The 16,500-nt window shown below is 57.3% G+C and carries 18 protein-coding genes and 1 riboswitch; of the genes, 6 read left to right on the plus strand and 12 right to left on the minus strand.

From position 1 onward, the window contains the following. Positions 1-16: 16 nt before the first annotated feature. From ACWKXT_RS23735 to rsd, 10 genes are all read right to left on the minus strand, one after another. A complete protein-coding gene (locus ACWKXT_RS23735) occupies positions 17-334 on the minus strand; it encodes a PTS lactose/cellobiose transporter subunit IIA (RefSeq protein ID WP_003862327.1) in 318 nt (105 codons plus the stop codon). Then, positions 334-642, minus strand: coding sequence for a PTS sugar transporter subunit IIB (locus tag ACWKXT_RS23740; RefSeq protein ID WP_023334100.1), 309 nt, complete (start codon positions 640-642; stop codon positions 334-336). Before ACWKXT_RS23740 ends, ACWKXT_RS23735 begins: the two co-directional genes overlap by 1 nt. Before the next feature lie 146 nt (positions 643-788). After that, positions 789-2,330 (minus strand): sensor domain-containing diguanylate cyclase, encoded by a 1,542-nt coding sequence (locus tag ACWKXT_RS23745; protein WP_454528269.1) that lies wholly within the window; start codon positions 2,328-2,330, stop codon positions 789-791. Positions 2,331-2,667: 337 nt separating this feature from the next. Next, complete coding sequence (gene thiH, locus ACWKXT_RS23750) at positions 2,668-3,795, minus strand: 2-iminoacetate synthase ThiH (protein WP_454533535.1); 1,128 nt, start codon at positions 3,793-3,795, stop codon at positions 2,668-2,670. Continuing rightward, positions 3,795-4,562 (minus strand): thiazole synthase, encoded by a 768-nt coding sequence (gene thiG / locus ACWKXT_RS23755; RefSeq protein ID WP_454533536.1) that lies wholly within the window; start codon positions 4,560-4,562, stop codon positions 3,795-3,797. Before thiG ends, thiH begins: the two co-directional genes overlap by 1 nt. Before the next feature lies 1 nt (position 4,563). Further along, the gene (gene thiS / locus ACWKXT_RS23760; RefSeq protein ID WP_080330436.1) at positions 4,564-4,764 is read right to left on the minus strand and encodes a sulfur carrier protein ThiS; all 201 of its coding nucleotides are present in this window, start codon (positions 4,762-4,764) and stop codon (positions 4,564-4,566) included. Beyond that, positions 4,748-5,503, minus strand: coding sequence for a HesA/MoeB/ThiF family protein (locus ACWKXT_RS23765; protein WP_454528271.1), 756 nt, complete (start codon positions 5,501-5,503; stop codon positions 4,748-4,750). The genes thiS and ACWKXT_RS23765 overlap by 17 nt, the downstream gene beginning before the upstream one ends. Next, entirely contained in the window at positions 5,496-6,131 is a 636-nt protein-coding gene (gene thiE / locus ACWKXT_RS23770) for a thiamine phosphate synthase (protein WP_454528272.1), read from the minus strand. Before thiE ends, ACWKXT_RS23765 begins: the two co-directional genes overlap by 8 nt. Next, on the minus strand, positions 6,131-8,026 hold the full coding sequence (gene thiC, locus ACWKXT_RS23775) for a phosphomethylpyrimidine synthase ThiC (RefSeq protein ID WP_454533537.1): 1,896 nt from the start codon (positions 8,024-8,026) through the stop codon (positions 6,131-6,133). The genes thiE and thiC overlap by 1 nt, the downstream gene beginning before the upstream one ends. A gap of 78 nt (positions 8,027-8,104) precedes the next feature. Then, positions 8,105-8,214, minus strand: a riboswitch (TPP riboswitch). A 54-nt stretch (positions 8,215-8,268) separates the two neighbouring features. Further along, positions 8,269-8,766, minus strand: a complete 498-nt coding sequence (gene rsd / locus ACWKXT_RS23780; protein WP_454533538.1) for a sigma D regulator — start codon at positions 8,764-8,766, stop codon at positions 8,269-8,271. A gap of 95 nt (positions 8,767-8,861) precedes the next feature. On the opposite strand from rsd, the gene nudC reads away from it, so the two are divergent. From nudC to ACWKXT_RS23810, 6 genes are all read left to right on the plus strand, one after another. After that, on the plus strand, positions 8,862-9,635 hold the full coding sequence (nudC, locus tag ACWKXT_RS23785; RefSeq protein ID WP_454528275.1) for an NAD(+) diphosphatase: 774 nt from the start codon (positions 8,862-8,864) through the stop codon (positions 9,633-9,635). A gap of 38 nt (positions 9,636-9,673) precedes the next feature. Continuing rightward, on the plus strand, positions 9,674-10,738 hold the full coding sequence (gene hemE / locus ACWKXT_RS23790) for a uroporphyrinogen decarboxylase (protein WP_454533539.1): 1,065 nt from the start codon (positions 9,674-9,676) through the stop codon (positions 10,736-10,738). Positions 10,739-10,747: 9 nt separating this feature from the next. After that, on the plus strand, positions 10,748-11,419 hold the full coding sequence (gene nfi / locus ACWKXT_RS23795) for a deoxyribonuclease V (protein ID WP_454533540.1): 672 nt from the start codon (positions 10,748-10,750) through the stop codon (positions 11,417-11,419). A gap of 41 nt (positions 11,420-11,460) precedes the next feature. Then, positions 11,461-12,051, plus strand: a complete 591-nt coding sequence (locus ACWKXT_RS23800) for a YjaG family protein (protein ID WP_119917246.1) — start codon at positions 11,461-11,463, stop codon at positions 12,049-12,051. Positions 12,052-12,237: 186 nt separating this feature from the next. After that, a complete protein-coding gene (gene hupA / locus ACWKXT_RS23805; protein ID WP_002445246.1) occupies positions 12,238-12,510 on the plus strand; it encodes a nucleoid-associated protein HU-alpha in 273 nt (90 codons plus the stop codon). A gap of 11 nt (positions 12,511-12,521) precedes the next feature. Further along, positions 12,522-13,214, plus strand: coding sequence for a DUF1481 domain-containing protein (locus ACWKXT_RS23810; RefSeq protein ID WP_454533543.1), 693 nt, complete (start codon positions 12,522-12,524; stop codon positions 13,212-13,214). A 67-nt stretch (positions 13,215-13,281) separates the two neighbouring features. Here the strand turns inward: ACWKXT_RS23810 and purD are convergent, their stop codons facing one another. Both purD and purH read right to left on the minus strand, forming a co-directional pair. Beyond that, complete coding sequence (gene purD, locus ACWKXT_RS23815; protein WP_454533541.1) at positions 13,282-14,574, minus strand: phosphoribosylamine--glycine ligase; 1,293 nt, start codon at positions 14,572-14,574, stop codon at positions 13,282-13,284. A 15-nt stretch (positions 14,575-14,589) separates the two neighbouring features. Continuing rightward, a complete protein-coding gene (gene purH, locus ACWKXT_RS23820; protein WP_454533542.1) occupies positions 14,590-16,179 on the minus strand; it encodes a bifunctional phosphoribosylaminoimidazolecarboxamide formyltransferase/IMP cyclohydrolase in 1,590 nt (529 codons plus the stop codon). Between the last annotated feature and the right edge of the window lie 321 nt (positions 16,180-16,500).

Here is a 16,500-nt window from a genome sequence, read left to right on the forward strand (position 1 = left end):
TTACATCTGCATGTCTTCAATTCACTAAGGGGATGCGTCGATAAAGCTCAATCATATCGCCCGCCAGATCCTGAATAACCATCGCGTTCATCAGGTGGTCCTGAGAGTGAACGGTAATCAGGTTAACCGGCAGTTTTCCGGTCCCTTCGTCAAGACCGATAAGCTGCGTCTGGATCGTATGCGCATGCTTCACATATTCGCGGGATTCTTCCATCGCTTTTTCAGCTTCGTCAAAATCACCTTTACGCGCCATCTGTAACGCCGTCAGGGCCGCACTGCGCGCCGCACCGGCGTTAACCAGCAGTTCCATGATTGTGGTTTCTAAGTCTTCCATTATGACTCCAGCAGTTTGAGCGCTTTTTCCAGTACGGCATCGCCTTTCATCATGCCGTAATCCATCATGTCGATCACCGCGACCTTTTTGCCGAGCGGTTCGGCCTGTGCCTGCAGTTTAGCCTGCTCGTATTTAACCTGTGGCCCCAGCAATACGATGTCGGCCGTCGCGATATTGTCTTTAAACTCCGCAACCGGAACGGCTTTAATGGTGACTTCAACCCCTTTTTTCTGCGCGGCGTCTTTCATACGTTGAACCAGCATGCTGGTTGACATTCCCGCTGCACAGCATAAAACGATGTTCTTCATAATCAGCCTCGATCTACATGTGTTTATTGATAATTATCCCGTGCAGACGGCTTCAACAACCGCTTTACCACGATTGTGTGTCAGGCATCACAAAGAAATCGGCATTTTTCTGAAACCGGTTACAATTCTTCGAGGAAGAGAGAAAGTCAGCCGACGTCAGTGCGAACAATACGGTTTTTTCCCTGCTTTTTAGCGCTGTAGAGCGCGTTATCAACACTACCTACAAATTGTTCCAGCGGTTCGAAATGCCATTCTCCCAGGCCTCCGCTGAACGTAACCCGCAGGTTTTCTTCACGCCAGACGCGTTTTTCAACGGCGGAACGCCATGCTTCCAGCAACGAGAATGCAGAAGCAATCTGCTCATCCCGGAAGATAATTGCGAACTCTTCGCCACCGTAACGGTAAACCGGGACCTGATGCGGCTGCATTATCTGGATCCCTTCGCGCGCCACGTTGCGTAGAACAATGTCGCCGGTCAGGTGACCCAGCGTGTCGTTAATCGACTTGAAGTTATCAATATCGACCAGCGCCATCGCGAAGGGCTGGTGGGCGCTTAATAATTCCTCCACATCGCTATCGAACGCGCGACGGTTTTTGCAGCCGGTTAGCGCATCATGAGTGGCCTGGCGAACATAGGCCATTTCACGCTCTTTATTGGACTGGATGGTGTGGCTCAGCATCGCTTCCAGACGCGGCGCCTGGCTGACATCGCCCGTTTTGATCGCGTTGATAATGGTCATCAACACGGTACGCGAGGCATGACGCAGGTAAAGGCCGAAGAGAATGATAACAATGGCCGCCAGGACAAACCCCCAGCCAACGATTGTCGTTTCGTGGCGGGTGATGTCGGCGAGCGTTGCGCCAGAGACCCGGTAGATAACAAACCAGTCAGGATTAGTAAAAGAGTAGTAGTAATACCAGGCGTTGCTTTTCCGGTCATAAAGGTGGCCTTCGCCGCTGGTCATTTTGTCCATCAGCGCTTCGCTCACGTACTGTTTGAATAGCGCGCCCGTATCAGGATGCAGCACCACGGCGCCGTCACGTTCGACGACAAAGAACTCGCCCTGAACAGGCGCTACCATCTGACGCAGGGTGTAGCCCATCGACGTCAGATCGAGATGAAAAGCGAGGGTGCCTTTCAGACGGCCTTCGGGTGAAATCAATGGCTTAAACAGTGTAACCGTTGGATGTCCGGTGAAGTAGTCCATGTAGGGGCGGGTATAGTGGCTGAAGATACTGGCTTCTGCCTGGGCAACAAACCACGGGCGTGTCCGGGGATCGAACGTTTTACTCTCTTTTGTGGGAAAGACTTCCGGCGCGCGCAGGTAATGTCCCTGGGTGTCTGCCAGCGAAATGGATGACACGGTCGGCATCAGGTTCTGCAAATGCATCATCATCTGCAACCCTTGCGTCGGGTTGACGTTGAGCGTCTCGTTTAGCCTGTCGTCGCGTGCAAAGTACATCGCGGAGCGGCCCAGGATATAGTCGTTTTCACGCAGGATAGATTCGGTGTAGTTCACCGCCAGGTTATGTGTGAAATTACTATTAATCTTATGATAGTCCTCGAGAAAATCCTTTCTCTGCGAAAGCGTCACCACCACTGCGATCAGCGCAAAACTGCACAGGATCCCCGCGAAGCTGAGCATAATGGGTCGGGTAAAAGAGAGCTTTCTGCTGTGAAGTGCCATGAGTTGTACATCGATCCTGATGGTGAATGCTTTTCGTCTGCCGATATCCTCTCAGCATAGTCGCTGCCCTGCGGTTAGCGTTGAATTATACGGCGCATGATTTCAGACGCGATGATTTATCTTAAGAATCACTAAGAAATGCCTTATTCATATTTTTGTGCCCCTCTTATGCACGGAATCGGAGGCAGGGCGAAACGAGGAAGAAGCTTTTCGCCCTGGTCAGCGTCCGTTGCTGACCTGATGACAATAAAAAACCGGACGATCGCTGACAATCATCCGGTTTCGCCTTTCCGTAACGCCTCGATAATTTTCTACCGTGTTGCAGTGCGTTACATCGTCATTGCGAGGCTCTTCCCAGCCAGCTGTCCCAGTCTTTCCAGACAGGCTGCAGACCCTGTGCCGTCAGGGCGGCGGCAACGGCTTCCGGACGTCGTCCGTCATGCGGTGCAAACTGCTCCAGCTCTGGATGGTCGTCTGCATACCCGCCCGGCTGCGTTTTGGAAAACGCGCTGACGTTGTTAATCGCCAGCGGGATGACGCGATCGCGGAACGCCGGAGACTCACGTGTTGAAAGCGATAATTCCACTTCGGGGGCGAGCAGGCGAAACGCGCAGATGGTCTGCACCAGCTGGCGTTCATCCATCAATGAAGCGGGTTCAATACCTCCTGCGCAGGGGCGTAGCCGGGGGAAAGAAATGGAGTAGCGGCTCTGCCAGTAGTGCTGCTGCAACCACAGCAGATGTTCCGCCACCATGTAGCAATCTACCCGCCAGCTATCGGAAAGCCCGATCAGCGCACCCAGACCGATTTTATCAATCCCGGCGCGACCCAGCCTGTCCGGCGTTTCCAGCCGGAAGAAGAAATCCTGTTTCTTCCCCTTCAGGTGATGCCGGGCGTACGTCGCCTCGTGGTAGGTTTCCTGATAGACCATGACGCCATCCAGTCCGAGCGTTTTTAACTCTGCATACTCGTCCTGCGACAGGGGCTGTACCTCCATCTGTAACGACGCAAATTCCCGACGTATCGCCGGCAGATGCTGGCGGAAATAGTCCATCCCCACTTTGCCCTGATGTTCACCTGTCACCAGTAAGAGATGTTCAAAACCCATGTCACGAATAGCCGCACATTCGCGGACAATTTCATGTTCATCCAGCGTTTTACGCTTAATACGGTTGCTCATGGAGAAGCCACAGTAGGTGCAGTCGTTGGCGCACAGGTTAGAGAGATAGAGCGGGACGTAGAAGCTTACCGTGTTGCCAAAACGCTGCCGGGTGAGGCGCTGCGCACGTTGTGCCATCGGCTCAAGGTAGGTACTGGCAGCGGGGGAGAGAAGGGCCATCAGATCCTCTCGGGTGAGATGACGGGCATTCAACGCGCGCTCAACGTCAGCTGCCGTTTTGCTGTTGATGCGCAGGGCAATATCGTCCCAGTTAAGCTCGCGCCAGCGATCCGTAAAGCTGGTCATCAGAGCGCCTCCAGAAAACCGGTCAGCGGGCTGGTGGCCTGCGCCTGAAAACTGCGCAAGCCGGGGCCGGACTCTCTGGCCAGCACGCCAGCCTCCACGGCGAGACGAAACGCACGCGCCATCATTACCGGGTCGTCGGCCACCGCAATGGCGGTATTCACCAGCACCGCGTCGGCGCCCATCTCCAGCGCCTGCGCGGCGTGGCTGGGTACGCCGATGCCTGCATCCACCACCACGGGCACGGTGGCTTGTTCGATGATGATCTCCAGCATCGCGCGGGTCTCCAGTCCCTGGTTGGAGCCAATGGGTGCACCCAGCGGCATGACGGCCGCGCAGCCGACCTCTTCCAGACGCTTACACAGCACGGGATCCGCACCGCAATAGGGCAGGACGGTAAACCCCTGCTGTACCAGTTTTTCTGCGGCTTTCAGGGTCTCGATCGGGTCGGGCAGTAGCCAGCGGGCGTCCGGGTGAATTTCCAGCTTCAGCCAGCGGGTGCCGAGCGCTTCCCGCGCCAGCTGTGCGGCGAAAATCGCCTCTTCGGCCGTTTTCGCGCCCGAGGTGTTAGGCAACAGCGTAACGCCTGCCTCCAGTAACGGGGCAAGAATGGCATCGTTGTGCTGGCGAAGGTCCACGCGCTTCATCGCCAGCGTGACCAGCTGGCTGCCACTCTCACGAATGGCATCCACCATCAGCTGCGGGGAAGCGAATTTTCCGGTTCCGGTAAACAGATGTGAATCAAAGACTTTGTCGGCAATACGTAACATCTCAGCCCCCTGCGATAACCTGAAACAGCAGGATCTGGTCGCCTTCATTGACCTGCTGACGTTCCCACTGCTCGCGCGGCAGGATCTGTTGATTGAGCGCCAGCGCCGTTCCCGGCTTGAGCTGACGTAATTTATCGAGCAGTACGGCAACGGTGAGGCCGTCGTCGCAGCTCATCGGCTCATCATTAAACAGAATGCGCATCGCGGCCTCCGCATACCGGGCAGTGGCTGGCGCGGTGTAGCGCCAGATGGCGCCAGCCGCTGGAACGGGCATCGAACAGCCGCAGCATGTTGCGCTCCGTTTCCATGCCGCTGAGCAGCTTGATGGTCTCCAGAGCCTGCAACGTGCCCATCACGCCCACCACCGGACCAAGAACACCCGCCGTACGACAGTTGCGCTCTGGCTCGGCATCGTCCGGCCACAGGCAGCGATAGCACCCCTGCGCCCACGGCGGCGTCAGGACCATCATCTGCCCGCCGAAACCGACCGCGCTGGCGGTGATAAGCGGCGTATTTTCTGCCACGCAGGCGGCGTTGATCGCCTGACGCGTCGCCATATTGTCCGTGCAGTCCAGCACCGCGTCGGCAAGAGCGACTTCACGGCGCAGGCTTTCACCGCTGAGCCGCTCCTGCAGAGCAATCAGTTCGATATCCGGATTAAGCTGGTTCAGCCGCTGCCGGGTGATCTGCGCTTTAGGCTGGTTAATGTCCTCTGTCGTGAAGAGAATTTGCCGCTGAAGGTTGCTGAGGTGTACCTCGTCGTCGTCAGCCAGTACCAGCGTGCCCACGCCCGCACCGGCCAGATAGAGCGCGGCGGGCGCGCCTAACCCGCCCAGACCGACAATCAGCACCCGGCTGGCGAGCAGCGTTTGCTGCCCGTCGATGGCGATATCTTCCAGCAGGATCTGGCGGCTATAGCGCATAAAATCGCGGTCATTCATCGCCTGCTCCTGCCAGCTGTAAAAGCTGCGCGGTGGCGGCCTGCCAGTCTGCGGCTTGAGTGATGGCGCTGACGACGGCGATACTGCCGACGCCGGTCTCCAGCACCGCCGGAGCGCGTTCAAGGCTGATTCCACCGATGGCGACGGTGGGGTAATCGGCAAGGCGTTCGACGTGGCTCGCCAGCTGCGTCAATCCCTGCGGCGCGGACGGCATCTGCTTGGTTTGCGTCGGGAACACGTGCCCGAGCGCAATGTAAGAGGGGCGGGCCGCCAGCGCTATGTCGATCTCCATATCGTCATGCGTTGAAACGCCAAGGCGTAGCCCGGCTTCGCGGATAGCGTTCAAATCGGCTGTCTCCAGGTCCTCCTGACCCAGATGCACGCCGTACGCCTGGTGCTTAACGGCCAGCCGCCAGTAATCGTTGATAAACAGGCGGGCATCGTAACGACGCCCCAGCGCGATGGCTGCAACCACATCGGCTTCTACCTCTTCATCGCGTTTATCCTTGACGCGCAGCTGGAGGGTGCGCACGCCAGCCTCCAGCAGGCGTGCAATCCACTCCACGCTGTCCACGACCGGATAGAGCCCTAGCCGGAAGGGAACGGGGGGGAAATCAGGCTGGTACATTACGCCTCCTCTTTTTTGAGGTAGATTTCGCCGCCTTTGGCGCGGAAGGTTTCTGACATGTCCGCCATGCCGACTTCAATAGTCTGCGCGGCGGCGTAGTCGCGCACTTCCTGGCTGATTTTCATCGAGCAGAATTTTGGCCCGCACATGGAGCAGAAGTGCGCCACCTTTCCCGATTCCTGCGGCAGGGTCTCGTCGTGATAGGCGCGCGCGGTGAACGGATCGAGCGCCAGGTTAAACTGGTCTTCCCAGCGGAATTCAAAGCGCGCCTTCGACATGGCGTTATCGCGAATTTGCGCGCCCGGGTGGCCTTTCGCCAGATCCGCCGCGTGGGCGGCAATCTTGTAGGTGATCAGCCCCTGCTTCACGTCCTCTTTGTTTGGCAGGCCGAGGTGCTCTTTCGGCGTCACGTAGCAGAGCATGGCGCAGCCGAACCAGCCGATCATCGCTGCGCCAATGCCGGAGGTGAAGTGGTCATAGCCCGGCGCAATATCGGTGGTCAACGGTCCCAGGGTGTAGAACGGTGCTTCGTGGCAGTGCTCCAGCTCCTCGGTCATGTTGCGGCGGATCATCTGCATCGGCACGTGTCCCGGACCTTCAATCATCACCTGCACGTCATACTCCCAGGCGATTTTGGTCAGCTCGCCCAGCGTGTGCAGCTCGGCAAACTGCGCTTCGTCGTTAGCGTCGCGGATGGAGCCAGGACGCAGGCCGTCACCCAGCGACAGGGAAACGTCGTAAGCGGCGCAGATTTCGCAGATCTCGCGGAAGTGCTCGTAGAGGAAGTTTTCCTGATGATGGGACAGGCACCACTTCGCCATAATCGAACCGCCACGCGAGACGATGCCGGTCAGACGTTTCGCGGTCATCGGCACGTAGCGCAGCAGCACGCCCGCGTGAATGGTGAAGTAGTCCACGCCCTGCTCGGCCTGCTCCAGCAGCGTGTCGCGGAACGCTTCCCAGGTGAGGTTTTCGGCGATGCCGTTGACCTTCTCCAGCGCCTGATAAATCGGGACGGTGCCAATCGGTACCGGGCTGTTACGCAGGATCCATTCGCGGGTTTCGTGAATATAACGGCCAGTGGAAAGATCCATCACCGTATCCGCGCCCCAGCGCGTTGACCAGACCAGCTTTTCCACCTCTTCTTCGATGGATGACGTCACCGCCGAGTTACCGATGTTGGCGTTGACCTTCACCAGGAAGTTGCGGCCGATAATCATCGGCTCGGATTCCGGGTGGTTGATGTTGGCGGGGATAATGGCGCGCCCGGCGGCCACTTCGTCACGCACAAACTCCGGCGTGATGTTCTCCGGCAGGCGAGCGCCGAAGCCTTCACCCGGATGCTGGTAGCGCAGCACTTCGCTGCGGATACGCTCGCGGCCCATGTTTTCGCGGATGGCGATGAATTCCATCTCCGGCGTGACGATGCCCTGGCGCGCGTAGTGCAGCTGGGTCACGCATTTACCCGCTTTGGCCCGTTTTGGCGTCAGCAGGCCGGTAAAGCGCAGCTCGTCCAGACCGTCATCGGCCAGGCGCTCGTTGGTGTACGCCGAGCTGCGCACGCTCAGTTCTTCGCAGTCGTTACGCGCATCAATCCACGGCTGGCGAAGCTTTGCCAGACCCTGCTGCACGTTGATAGCAACAGAAGGGTCGCCGTACGGGCCGGAGGTGTCGTAAACCGGCACGGCTTCGTTGTCTTCATACTGCGGGTTATCTTTGCTGCCGCCGATAAGCGTCGGGCTGAGCTGAATTTCGCGCATCGGCACACGAATATCGGCCTGCGAGCCGGAAATGTAGATGCGTTTCGAGTTCGGGAAAGCGGTGCCTTCCAGGGTGTCGATGAAGTGTTGGGCCTGGGCGCGCTGTTCGCGGCGGGTCAGTTTTGTTGTAGACATAGCTCATTCCAAAAGTGAAGGACATGGCTTGTCAGACGACGGATGAAGCAAGAGAAGATCGCCCGTGGGCGATACAACAGCAGTGTGACTCTTGTTCCCTTCGCAGGTATTAGCCTGATCAGGTTCCGCGGATCCCGAATTAACGGTCTCAGCCCGTGCTTTCACACTGGGCACTCCGACAAGAAAAATTCCCCTCGTGAGAGGGGCGAATGATTGTAAATTACTCGTTAACGATTAAGAACTCAAGCAGGGCGCACGACGTTCTCTTCGTTGCTGATGTTCAAACCATTGTCCAGTACGAGGGCGATCAGCTTATCTTCCAGCGTGAATCGCTCTTCCAGCGCTTCGCCGAGATCGGAAAGCGCCTGCTGGAACTCAAGGTAGTTATCGTGATCGATAGCGTTCTCAAGCGTGGAATCGTAGTAGTCCATAATCTGCTGGGTGTTGGCTTCCAGCAGCGGACAAAGTTTGCTGGCCGCTAAATAGGGACTTGTCCCTTCCATTTCGCGGATAATGCGTTCATAAAGGTTGAAATGACCGTCGGAAAGGTAGTCGACCAGGCTCTGACAAAAATCATCCAGCGCTTTTTCATTCAGCCGCATAAAGGATTCTTTGCCAGGCTTAATACCGACCAGATTGTAATACGCGACGAGCAGATGCTTGCGCACATGTAGCCAGCGATCCACCAGTTTGTTACTTCCTCTAACGCGCTCAGTCAGGCTTTCTAGCTGGTTTAACATGGTCGACTCCGCAAAGTTTAGAATTGGATCTGCTTACCCAAAATGTAACCACAATGCTAACAACATGTCAGTGAAGCGAAGGTAGTGCAATAGATATGGATCGTATTATTGAAAAATCAGATCTGGGTTGGTGGATCGTCAGCCACGAACAAAAGTTGTGGCTGCCCGGTGGAGAAATCCCTTACGGTGCGGCAGACATTTTCGAACTTGTCGGCCAGCGCGCACTGAGGATCGGTGAGTGGCAGGGCGATCCGGTGTGGTTGATCCGGCAATCTCGCCGTCAGGATATGGGATCCGTTCGCCAGGTGCTTGATCTGGATGCAGGGCTGTTCCAGCTGGCGGGGCGCGGCGTGCAGCTGGCGGAGTTTTACCGCTCGCACAAATACTGCGGCTATTGCGGACACACCATGCACCCGAGCAAAACCGAGTGGGCGCTGCTCTGTGGCCACTGCCGCGAACGCTACTATCCGCAGATCGCGCCGTGCATCATTGTCGCTATCCGCCGGGATGATTCCATCCTGCTGGCGCAACATACCCGTCATCGCAACGGCATTCATACCGTGCTGGCCGGGTTTGTCGAAGTGGGCGAAACGCTGGAGCAGGCGGTGGCGCGCGAGGTGATGGAAGAGAGCGGAATCAAGGTGAAAAACCTGCGCTACGTGACGTCGCAGCCGTGGCCGTTCCCGATGTCGCTGATGACCGCGTTTATGGCGGAATACGACAGTGGCGAGATCGTTATCGACCAGAAAGAGCTGCTGGAGGCGAACTGGTATCGTTATGACGATTTGCCTCTTTTACCCCCTCCGGGTACGGTGGCGCGTCGGCTGATAGAAGATACCGTGGCGATGTGTCGGGCCGAGTATGAGTAGTGTTACACTGAGGCCATGACGCTTAAGGAACTGCAAAAATGACCGAACTGAAGAACGATCGTTATCTGCGTGCGCTGCTGCGCCAGCCCGTTGATGTCACCCCGGTGTGGATGATGCGCCAGGCGGGACGCTATCTGCCAGAGTACAAAGCCACGCGCGCGCAGGCCGGTGATTTTATGTCGCTGTGCAAAAACGCCGAGCTGGCCTGTGAAGTCACGCTTCAGCCGCTGCGCCGCTATCCGCTGGATGCCGCCATTCTCTTTTCGGACATTCTGACCATCCCGGATGCGATGGGCCTTGGGCTCTATTTCGAAACCGGCGAAGGTCCGCGCTTCACCTCCCCAATCAAAAGTAAAGCCGACGTGGATAAGCTGCCGATCCCCGATCCGGAAGGCGAGCTGGGCTATGTGATGAACGCCGTGCGCACCATTCGCCGCGAGCTGAAGGGCGACGTGCCGCTGATTGGCTTCTCCGGCAGCCCGTGGACGCTGGCAACCTACATGGTGGAAGGCGGCAGCAGCAAAGCCTTTACCGTGATCAAAAAGATGATGTACGCCGAGCCGCTGGCCCTGCATGCCCTGCTCGACAAGCTGGCGAAGAGCGTCACGCTCTATCTGAACGCGCAGATTAAAGCCGGTGCGCAGTCGGTGATGATTTTCGATACCTGGGGCGGCGTGCTGACCGGACGTGATTATCAGCAGTTCTCCCTGTATTACATGCACAAAATCGTCGACGGCCTGCTGCGTGAAAACGAAGGCCGTCGCGTGCCGGTGACGCTGTTTACCAAAGGCGGCGGTCAGTGGCTGGAAGCGATGGCGGCCACCGGCTGCGACGCGCTGGGTCTCGACTGGACCACCGATATTGCCGATGCGCGCCGCCGTGTGGGAGACAAAGTGGCGCTCCAGGGCAACATGGACCCGTCCATGCTCTATGCACAGCCTGCCCGCATCGAAGAAGAAGTGTCGACTATACTGTCTGGTTTCGGCCAGGGCGAAGGCCACGTCTTCAACCTCGGTCACGGTATTCATCAGGATGTACTGCCAGAACACGCTGGCGTATTTGTGGAGGCGGTGCATCGGCTTTCTGCCCAGTATCACAAGTAAGGAGTGGTTATGGATCTCGCGTCGCTACGCGCTCAGCAAATCGAACTGGCTTCATCGGTGATCCGCGAGGATCGTCTGGATACGGACCCTCCGCAGTACATAGGCGGGGCGGACGTCGGGTTTGAGCAGGGCGGTGAAGTGACGCGAGCGGCGATGGTGGTGCTGAAATACCCTTCGCTGGAGCTGGTGGAGTACAAGGTGGCGCGCATCGCGACCACCATGCCGTACATCCCCGGCTTTCTCTCCTTCCGCGAATATCCCGCGCTGCTGGCCGCGTGGGAGCAGCTCTCGCAAAAACCTGACCTGCTGTTTGTTGATGGGCACGGTATCTCTCATCCGCGTCGCTTAGGCGTTGCCAGCCACTTTGGGCTCCTGGTGGATGTGCCGACCATCGGCGTGGCGAAAAAACGCCTGTGCGGCGCGTTTGAGCCGCTCTCTGCCGAACCGGGCGCGCTGGCGCCGCTTATCCATAAAGGTGAACAGCTAGCGTGGGTCTGGCGCAGCAAGGCGCGCTGTAATCCGCTGTTTATCGCGACCGGGCACCGTGTGAGCATGGACAGCGCCCTGGCGTGGGTACAACGCTGCATGAAGGGCTACCGTTTACCGGAGCCGACGCGCTGGGCGGATGCCGTTGCCTCCTCGCGCCCGGCTTTTGTTCGTTGGCAGGAAATTCAGCCGTGATTCAGGTAAACTGCGGCTAATTTTCGATTCGAGACATCATCATGTTACAAAACCCGATTCATCTGCGCCTTGAGAAGCTGGAAAGCTGGCAGCACGTGACGTTTATGGCTTGCCTGTGCGAGCGCATGTACCCCAACTATGCCGCGTTCTGTAAGCAAACGGAGTTTGGCGAAGGCCAGATTTATCGTCGTATCCTGGATTTAATCTGGGAAACGCTGACGGTGAAAGACGCGAAGGTAAACTTCGACTCTCAGCTGGAAAAGCTGGAAGAGGCGATCCCGGCAGCGGATGATTTCGACCTGTACGGTGTCTACCCGGCCATTGATGCCTGCGTGGCGTTGAGCGAGCTGATCCACTCCCGTCTGAGTGGTGAAACGCTGGAGCACGCTATTGAAGTCAGTAAGGCATCCATTACCACCGTCGCGATGCTGGAAATGACCCAGGCAGGCCGCGAAATGACCGACGAAGAGCTGCGCGCTAACCCGGCCGTTGAACAGGAATGGGATATTCAGTGGGAGATTTTCCGCCTGCTGGCAGAGTGTGAAGAACGCGATATTGAGCTGATCAAAGGGCTGCGTGCAGACCTGCGCGAGGCCGGTGAGAGCAATATTGGTATAATTTTTAACCAATGAGACAACAAAACGTGATTTAACGCCTGTTTTGTCGCACCTCGACTCTTCCCTTCTGCCCCCCGTCTGGTCTACATTTGGGGGGCGAAAAAAAGTGGCTATCGGTGCGTGTATGCAGGAGAGTGCTTTTTTGGCATTTTCGTCGCACTCGATGCTTAGCAAGCGATAAACACATTGAAAGGATAACTTATGAACAAGACTCAACTGATTGATGTAATTGCGGACAAGGCTGATCTGTCTAAAGTGCAGGCTAAAGCTGCTCTGGAATCTACCCTGGCTGCTATTACTGAGTCTCTGAAAGAAGGCGATGCTGTACAACTGGTTGGTTTCGGTACCTTCAAAGTGAACCACCGCGCTGAGCGTACTGGCCGCAACCCGCAGACCGGTAAAGAAATCAAAATCGCCGCAGCTAACGTGCCGGCATTTGTTTCTGGTAAAGCACTGAAAGACGCAGTTAAGTAAGACGCGTGGCAGTGAACAGTTTTAACGAAGGGGCGGCAACGCCCCTTTTGTCATTCTGGCGTGGAACGCTCGCGCTGGCAGGCATGCTGCTGTTATCCGCCTGTAGCCACGACACCTCTCTGCCACCGTTCACGGCCAGCGGTTACGCTGACAACCAGGGTGCGGTGAGGATCTGGCGCAAAGATTCTGGCGGTGAAGTGCATCTGCTTTCTGCCTTCAGCCCGTGGCATAGCGGTAATACGTCGACCGCGGAGTATCGCTGGCAGGGAGATGACCTGTCGCTGATCGAACTGAACATCTACAGCAAGACCCCCGAACACGTGAAGGTGCGTTTTGACGACCATGGCGAGCTGAGCTTTATGCAACGCGAAGTCAGTGGTCAAAAACAGCAGCTTTCCAGCGATCAAATCGCCCTCTACCGTTATCGTGCCGAACAAATCCGTCAGACCAGCGATGCGCTGCGTCTGGGACGCGTGGTGCTGCGCCAGGGGCGCTGGCATAACGACGGGACGGTGACGACCTGCGAAGGGCAGACGGTCAAACCTGAGCTCGAATCCTGGGCAACAGAACACATTCAACGCCGTCAGCGTCATTCATCAATGGAGGTGAGTGTGGCGTGGCTTGAAGCGCCGGAAGGCTCTCAGCTGCTGCTGGTGGCGAACGAAGATTTCTGCACCTGGCAGCCGACAGAGAAAAGTTTCTAATTGTGCCGCGAGCAGTTCCCTCTCCCCTTAGGGGAGAGGGTTAGGGTGAGAGGAACAGACGCCTCCCTTATTCCCCCTGCTCCCGCGCAATCGCGCGATAACCGATATCCTGGCGGCTAAAGCTGCCGTTCCAGTGAATATCCGCCATCAGCGCATAGGCGCGTTTCTGCGCTTCTGCCACGGTATGGCCCAGCGCGGTCGCACACAGCACGCGACCGCCGTTGGTAAGCACGCGATCGTCGTCAGCCAGCTTCGTACCGGCATGGAACACCTTCGCGCCGTCAATTTCTTCCAGCGGCAGGCCGTGGATCTCATCTCCGGTGCTGTACTTGCCCGGATAGCCACCCGCAGCAATCACCACGCCCAGAGACGCGCGCTCATCCCACTCGGAGGTTTTCTCGTCCAGCTTACCTTCGCAGGCCGCCAGGCAGAGATCCACCAGGTCAGATTTCATGCGCAGCATGATCGGCTGGGTTTCCGGATCGCCGAAGCGGCAGTTGAATTCAATCACCTTCGGATTACCCTGTTTGTCGATCATCAGGCCCGCATAGAGGAAACCGGTGTAGGTGTTGCCTTCCGCCGCCATCCCTTTCACGGTAGGCCAGATGATGCGGTCCATGGTGCGCTGGTGCACTTCGTCAGTCACTACCGGAGCAGGGGAGTAGGCGCCCATCCCGCCGGTATTCGGGCCGGTATCGCCGTTGCCCACGCGCTTGTGGTCCTGGCTGGTGGCCATCGGCAGAACGTGCTCGCCGTCGACCATCACGATGAAGCTCGCTTCTTCACCGTCGAGGAACTCTTCGCTCACAATGCGGTGGCCTGCATCGCCAAAGGCGTTGCCCGCCAGCATATCCTGAACCGCGGCTTCCGCTTCTTCGAGCGTCATCGCCACGATCACGCCTTTACCGGCGGCCAGGCCGTCGGCCTTGATCACAATCGGCGCGCCTTTTTCACGTAACCAGGCCAGAGCAGGCTCCACTTCGGTGAAGTTCTGATATTCCGCCGTCGGGATGTTATGGCGCGCGAGGAAATCTTTGGTGAAGGCTTTGGAGCCTTCCAGCTGTGCGGCACCTTCCGTTGGGCCGAAGATTTTCAGGCCCGCCGCGCGGAAGGCGTCGACGACGCCAATCACCAGCGGCGCTTCCGGGCCCACAATCGTCAGGTCGATTTTCTCGCTCTGGGCAAAGCTCAGCAGCGCCGGGATATCGGTCACGCCGATAGCCACGTTCTGCAGCGCGGGTTCCAGCGCGGTACCGGCGTTACCCGGTGCCACAAAGACGGTATCAACCAGCGGAGACTGCGCCGCTTTCCACGCCAGAGCGTGCTCGCGCCCGCCGTTACCAATCACTAATACTTTCATTTTCTGCTCCGGGGATTAATGGCGGAAGTGGCGCATGTCGGTGAAGATCATCGCAATGCCGTGTTCGTCGGCCGCGGCAATCACTTCATCGTCGCGAATAGAGCCACCAGGCTGGATCACGCAGGTGATCCCTACAGCGGCTGCCGCGTCGATACCGTCACGGAACGGGAAGAAGGCGTCAGAAGCCATGGCGGAGCCTTTCACTTCCAGCCCTTCGTCGCCTGCTTTAATTCCGGCAATTTTTGCGGAGTAGACGCGGCTCATCTGGCCAGCACCTATTCCGATGGTCATGTTCTCTTTGGCGTAGACGATGGCATTGGATTTGACGAACTTCGCGACCTTCCAGCAGAACAGCGCGTCACGCAGTTCCTGTTCGCTCGGCTGACGTTTGGTTACCACGCGCAGGTCGGCTTCGCTCACCATACCCAGATCGCGGTCCTGAACCAGCAGACCGCCGTTCACGCGCTTGAAGTCCAGGCCCGGCACGCGCTCCGCCCACTGGCCGCAGACCAGCACGCGCACGTTCTGTTTCGCCGCGGTGATTTTCAGCGCTTCTTCGGATGCGGATGGCGCGATGATCACTTCAACGAACTGGCGGGAGATGATGGCCTGTGCGGTTTCAGCATCCAGCTCGCGGTTGAAGGCGATAATGCCGCCGAAAGCAGAGGTCGGGTCGGTTTTGTAGGCGCGATCGTAGGCATCCAGAATAGAGGTGCTTACCGCGACGCCGCATGGGTTGGCGTGCTTGACGATAACGCAGGCTGGCTCGCTGAACTCTTTCACACACTCGAGTGCGGCGTCGGTGTCAGCAATGTTGTTATAGGAGAGCGCTTTGCCCTGAACCTGCTGTGCAGTCGCAACAGAGGCTTCTTTTACCTCTTCTTCTATATAGAAGGCAGCCTGCTGGTGGCTGTTCTCGCCGTAACGCATATCCTGCTTCTTAATGAAGTTCAGGTTCAGGGTGCGCGGGAAGCGGCCAGAAGGATCTTTGCTTTCACCGTGATAAGCCGGCACCAGGCTACCGAAGTAGTTGGCGATCATGCTGTCGTAGGCGGCGGTGTGTTCGAAGGCTTTGATGGCGAGATCGAAACGCGTTTCAAGCGTCAGGGAACCTTCGTTGGCATCCATCTCATTAATAATGGCATTGTAGTCGCTGCTTTTTACCACGATAGCCACATCTTTATGGTTCTTGGCCGCGGAGCGCACCATGGTCGGGCCGCCGATATCGATATTCTCTACGGCATCTTCCAGAGTACAGCCTGCGCGGGCGACGGTCTGGGCAAACGGGTAGAGGTTAACGACAACCATGTCGATTGGCGCGATGTCATGCTGTTCCATAATGGCGTCGTCCTGACCGCGACGGCCAAGAATACCGCCGTGTACTTTCGGGTGCAGGGTTTTGACGCGTCCATCCATCATTTCCGGGAAACCGGTGTAATCGGACACTTCGGTTACCGGCAGACCTTTATCTGCTAACAGGCGAGCGGTACCGCCTGTGGAAAGCAGCTCAACACCGCGTGCGGAAAGTGCCTGAGCGAATTCGACGATACCGGCTTTATCAGAAACACTGAGCAGAGCGCGGCGGACTGGACGACGTTGTTGCATGGTAAATCCCCTGGATTTCACGATTACAGAGAGCGTTAGATGAATTTTCCTGCGAAAAACTCATCTAACACACCTGACGGGGCATCCTTATTAAGCGCGAGCATTTTAACGAAAACGTTTGCGCAACGCTCGCACATTTTCACTTTTTCGTATCATTGTGGATAAGTCTGTGCGTAAAAGGGTATAAGTCGGGGTTTTGCTGTGGAATGCAGCAGTCAGTCATTTTTCTGTCATTTAACGGTTGCGGGCTGCGGAGAACTCCCTATAATGCGCCTCCATCGACACGGCGGATGTGAATCACTTCACAGATAACCCGGTCGG

The sequence above is a fragment of the Enterobacter sp. UPMP701 genome (assembly GCF_053709515.1).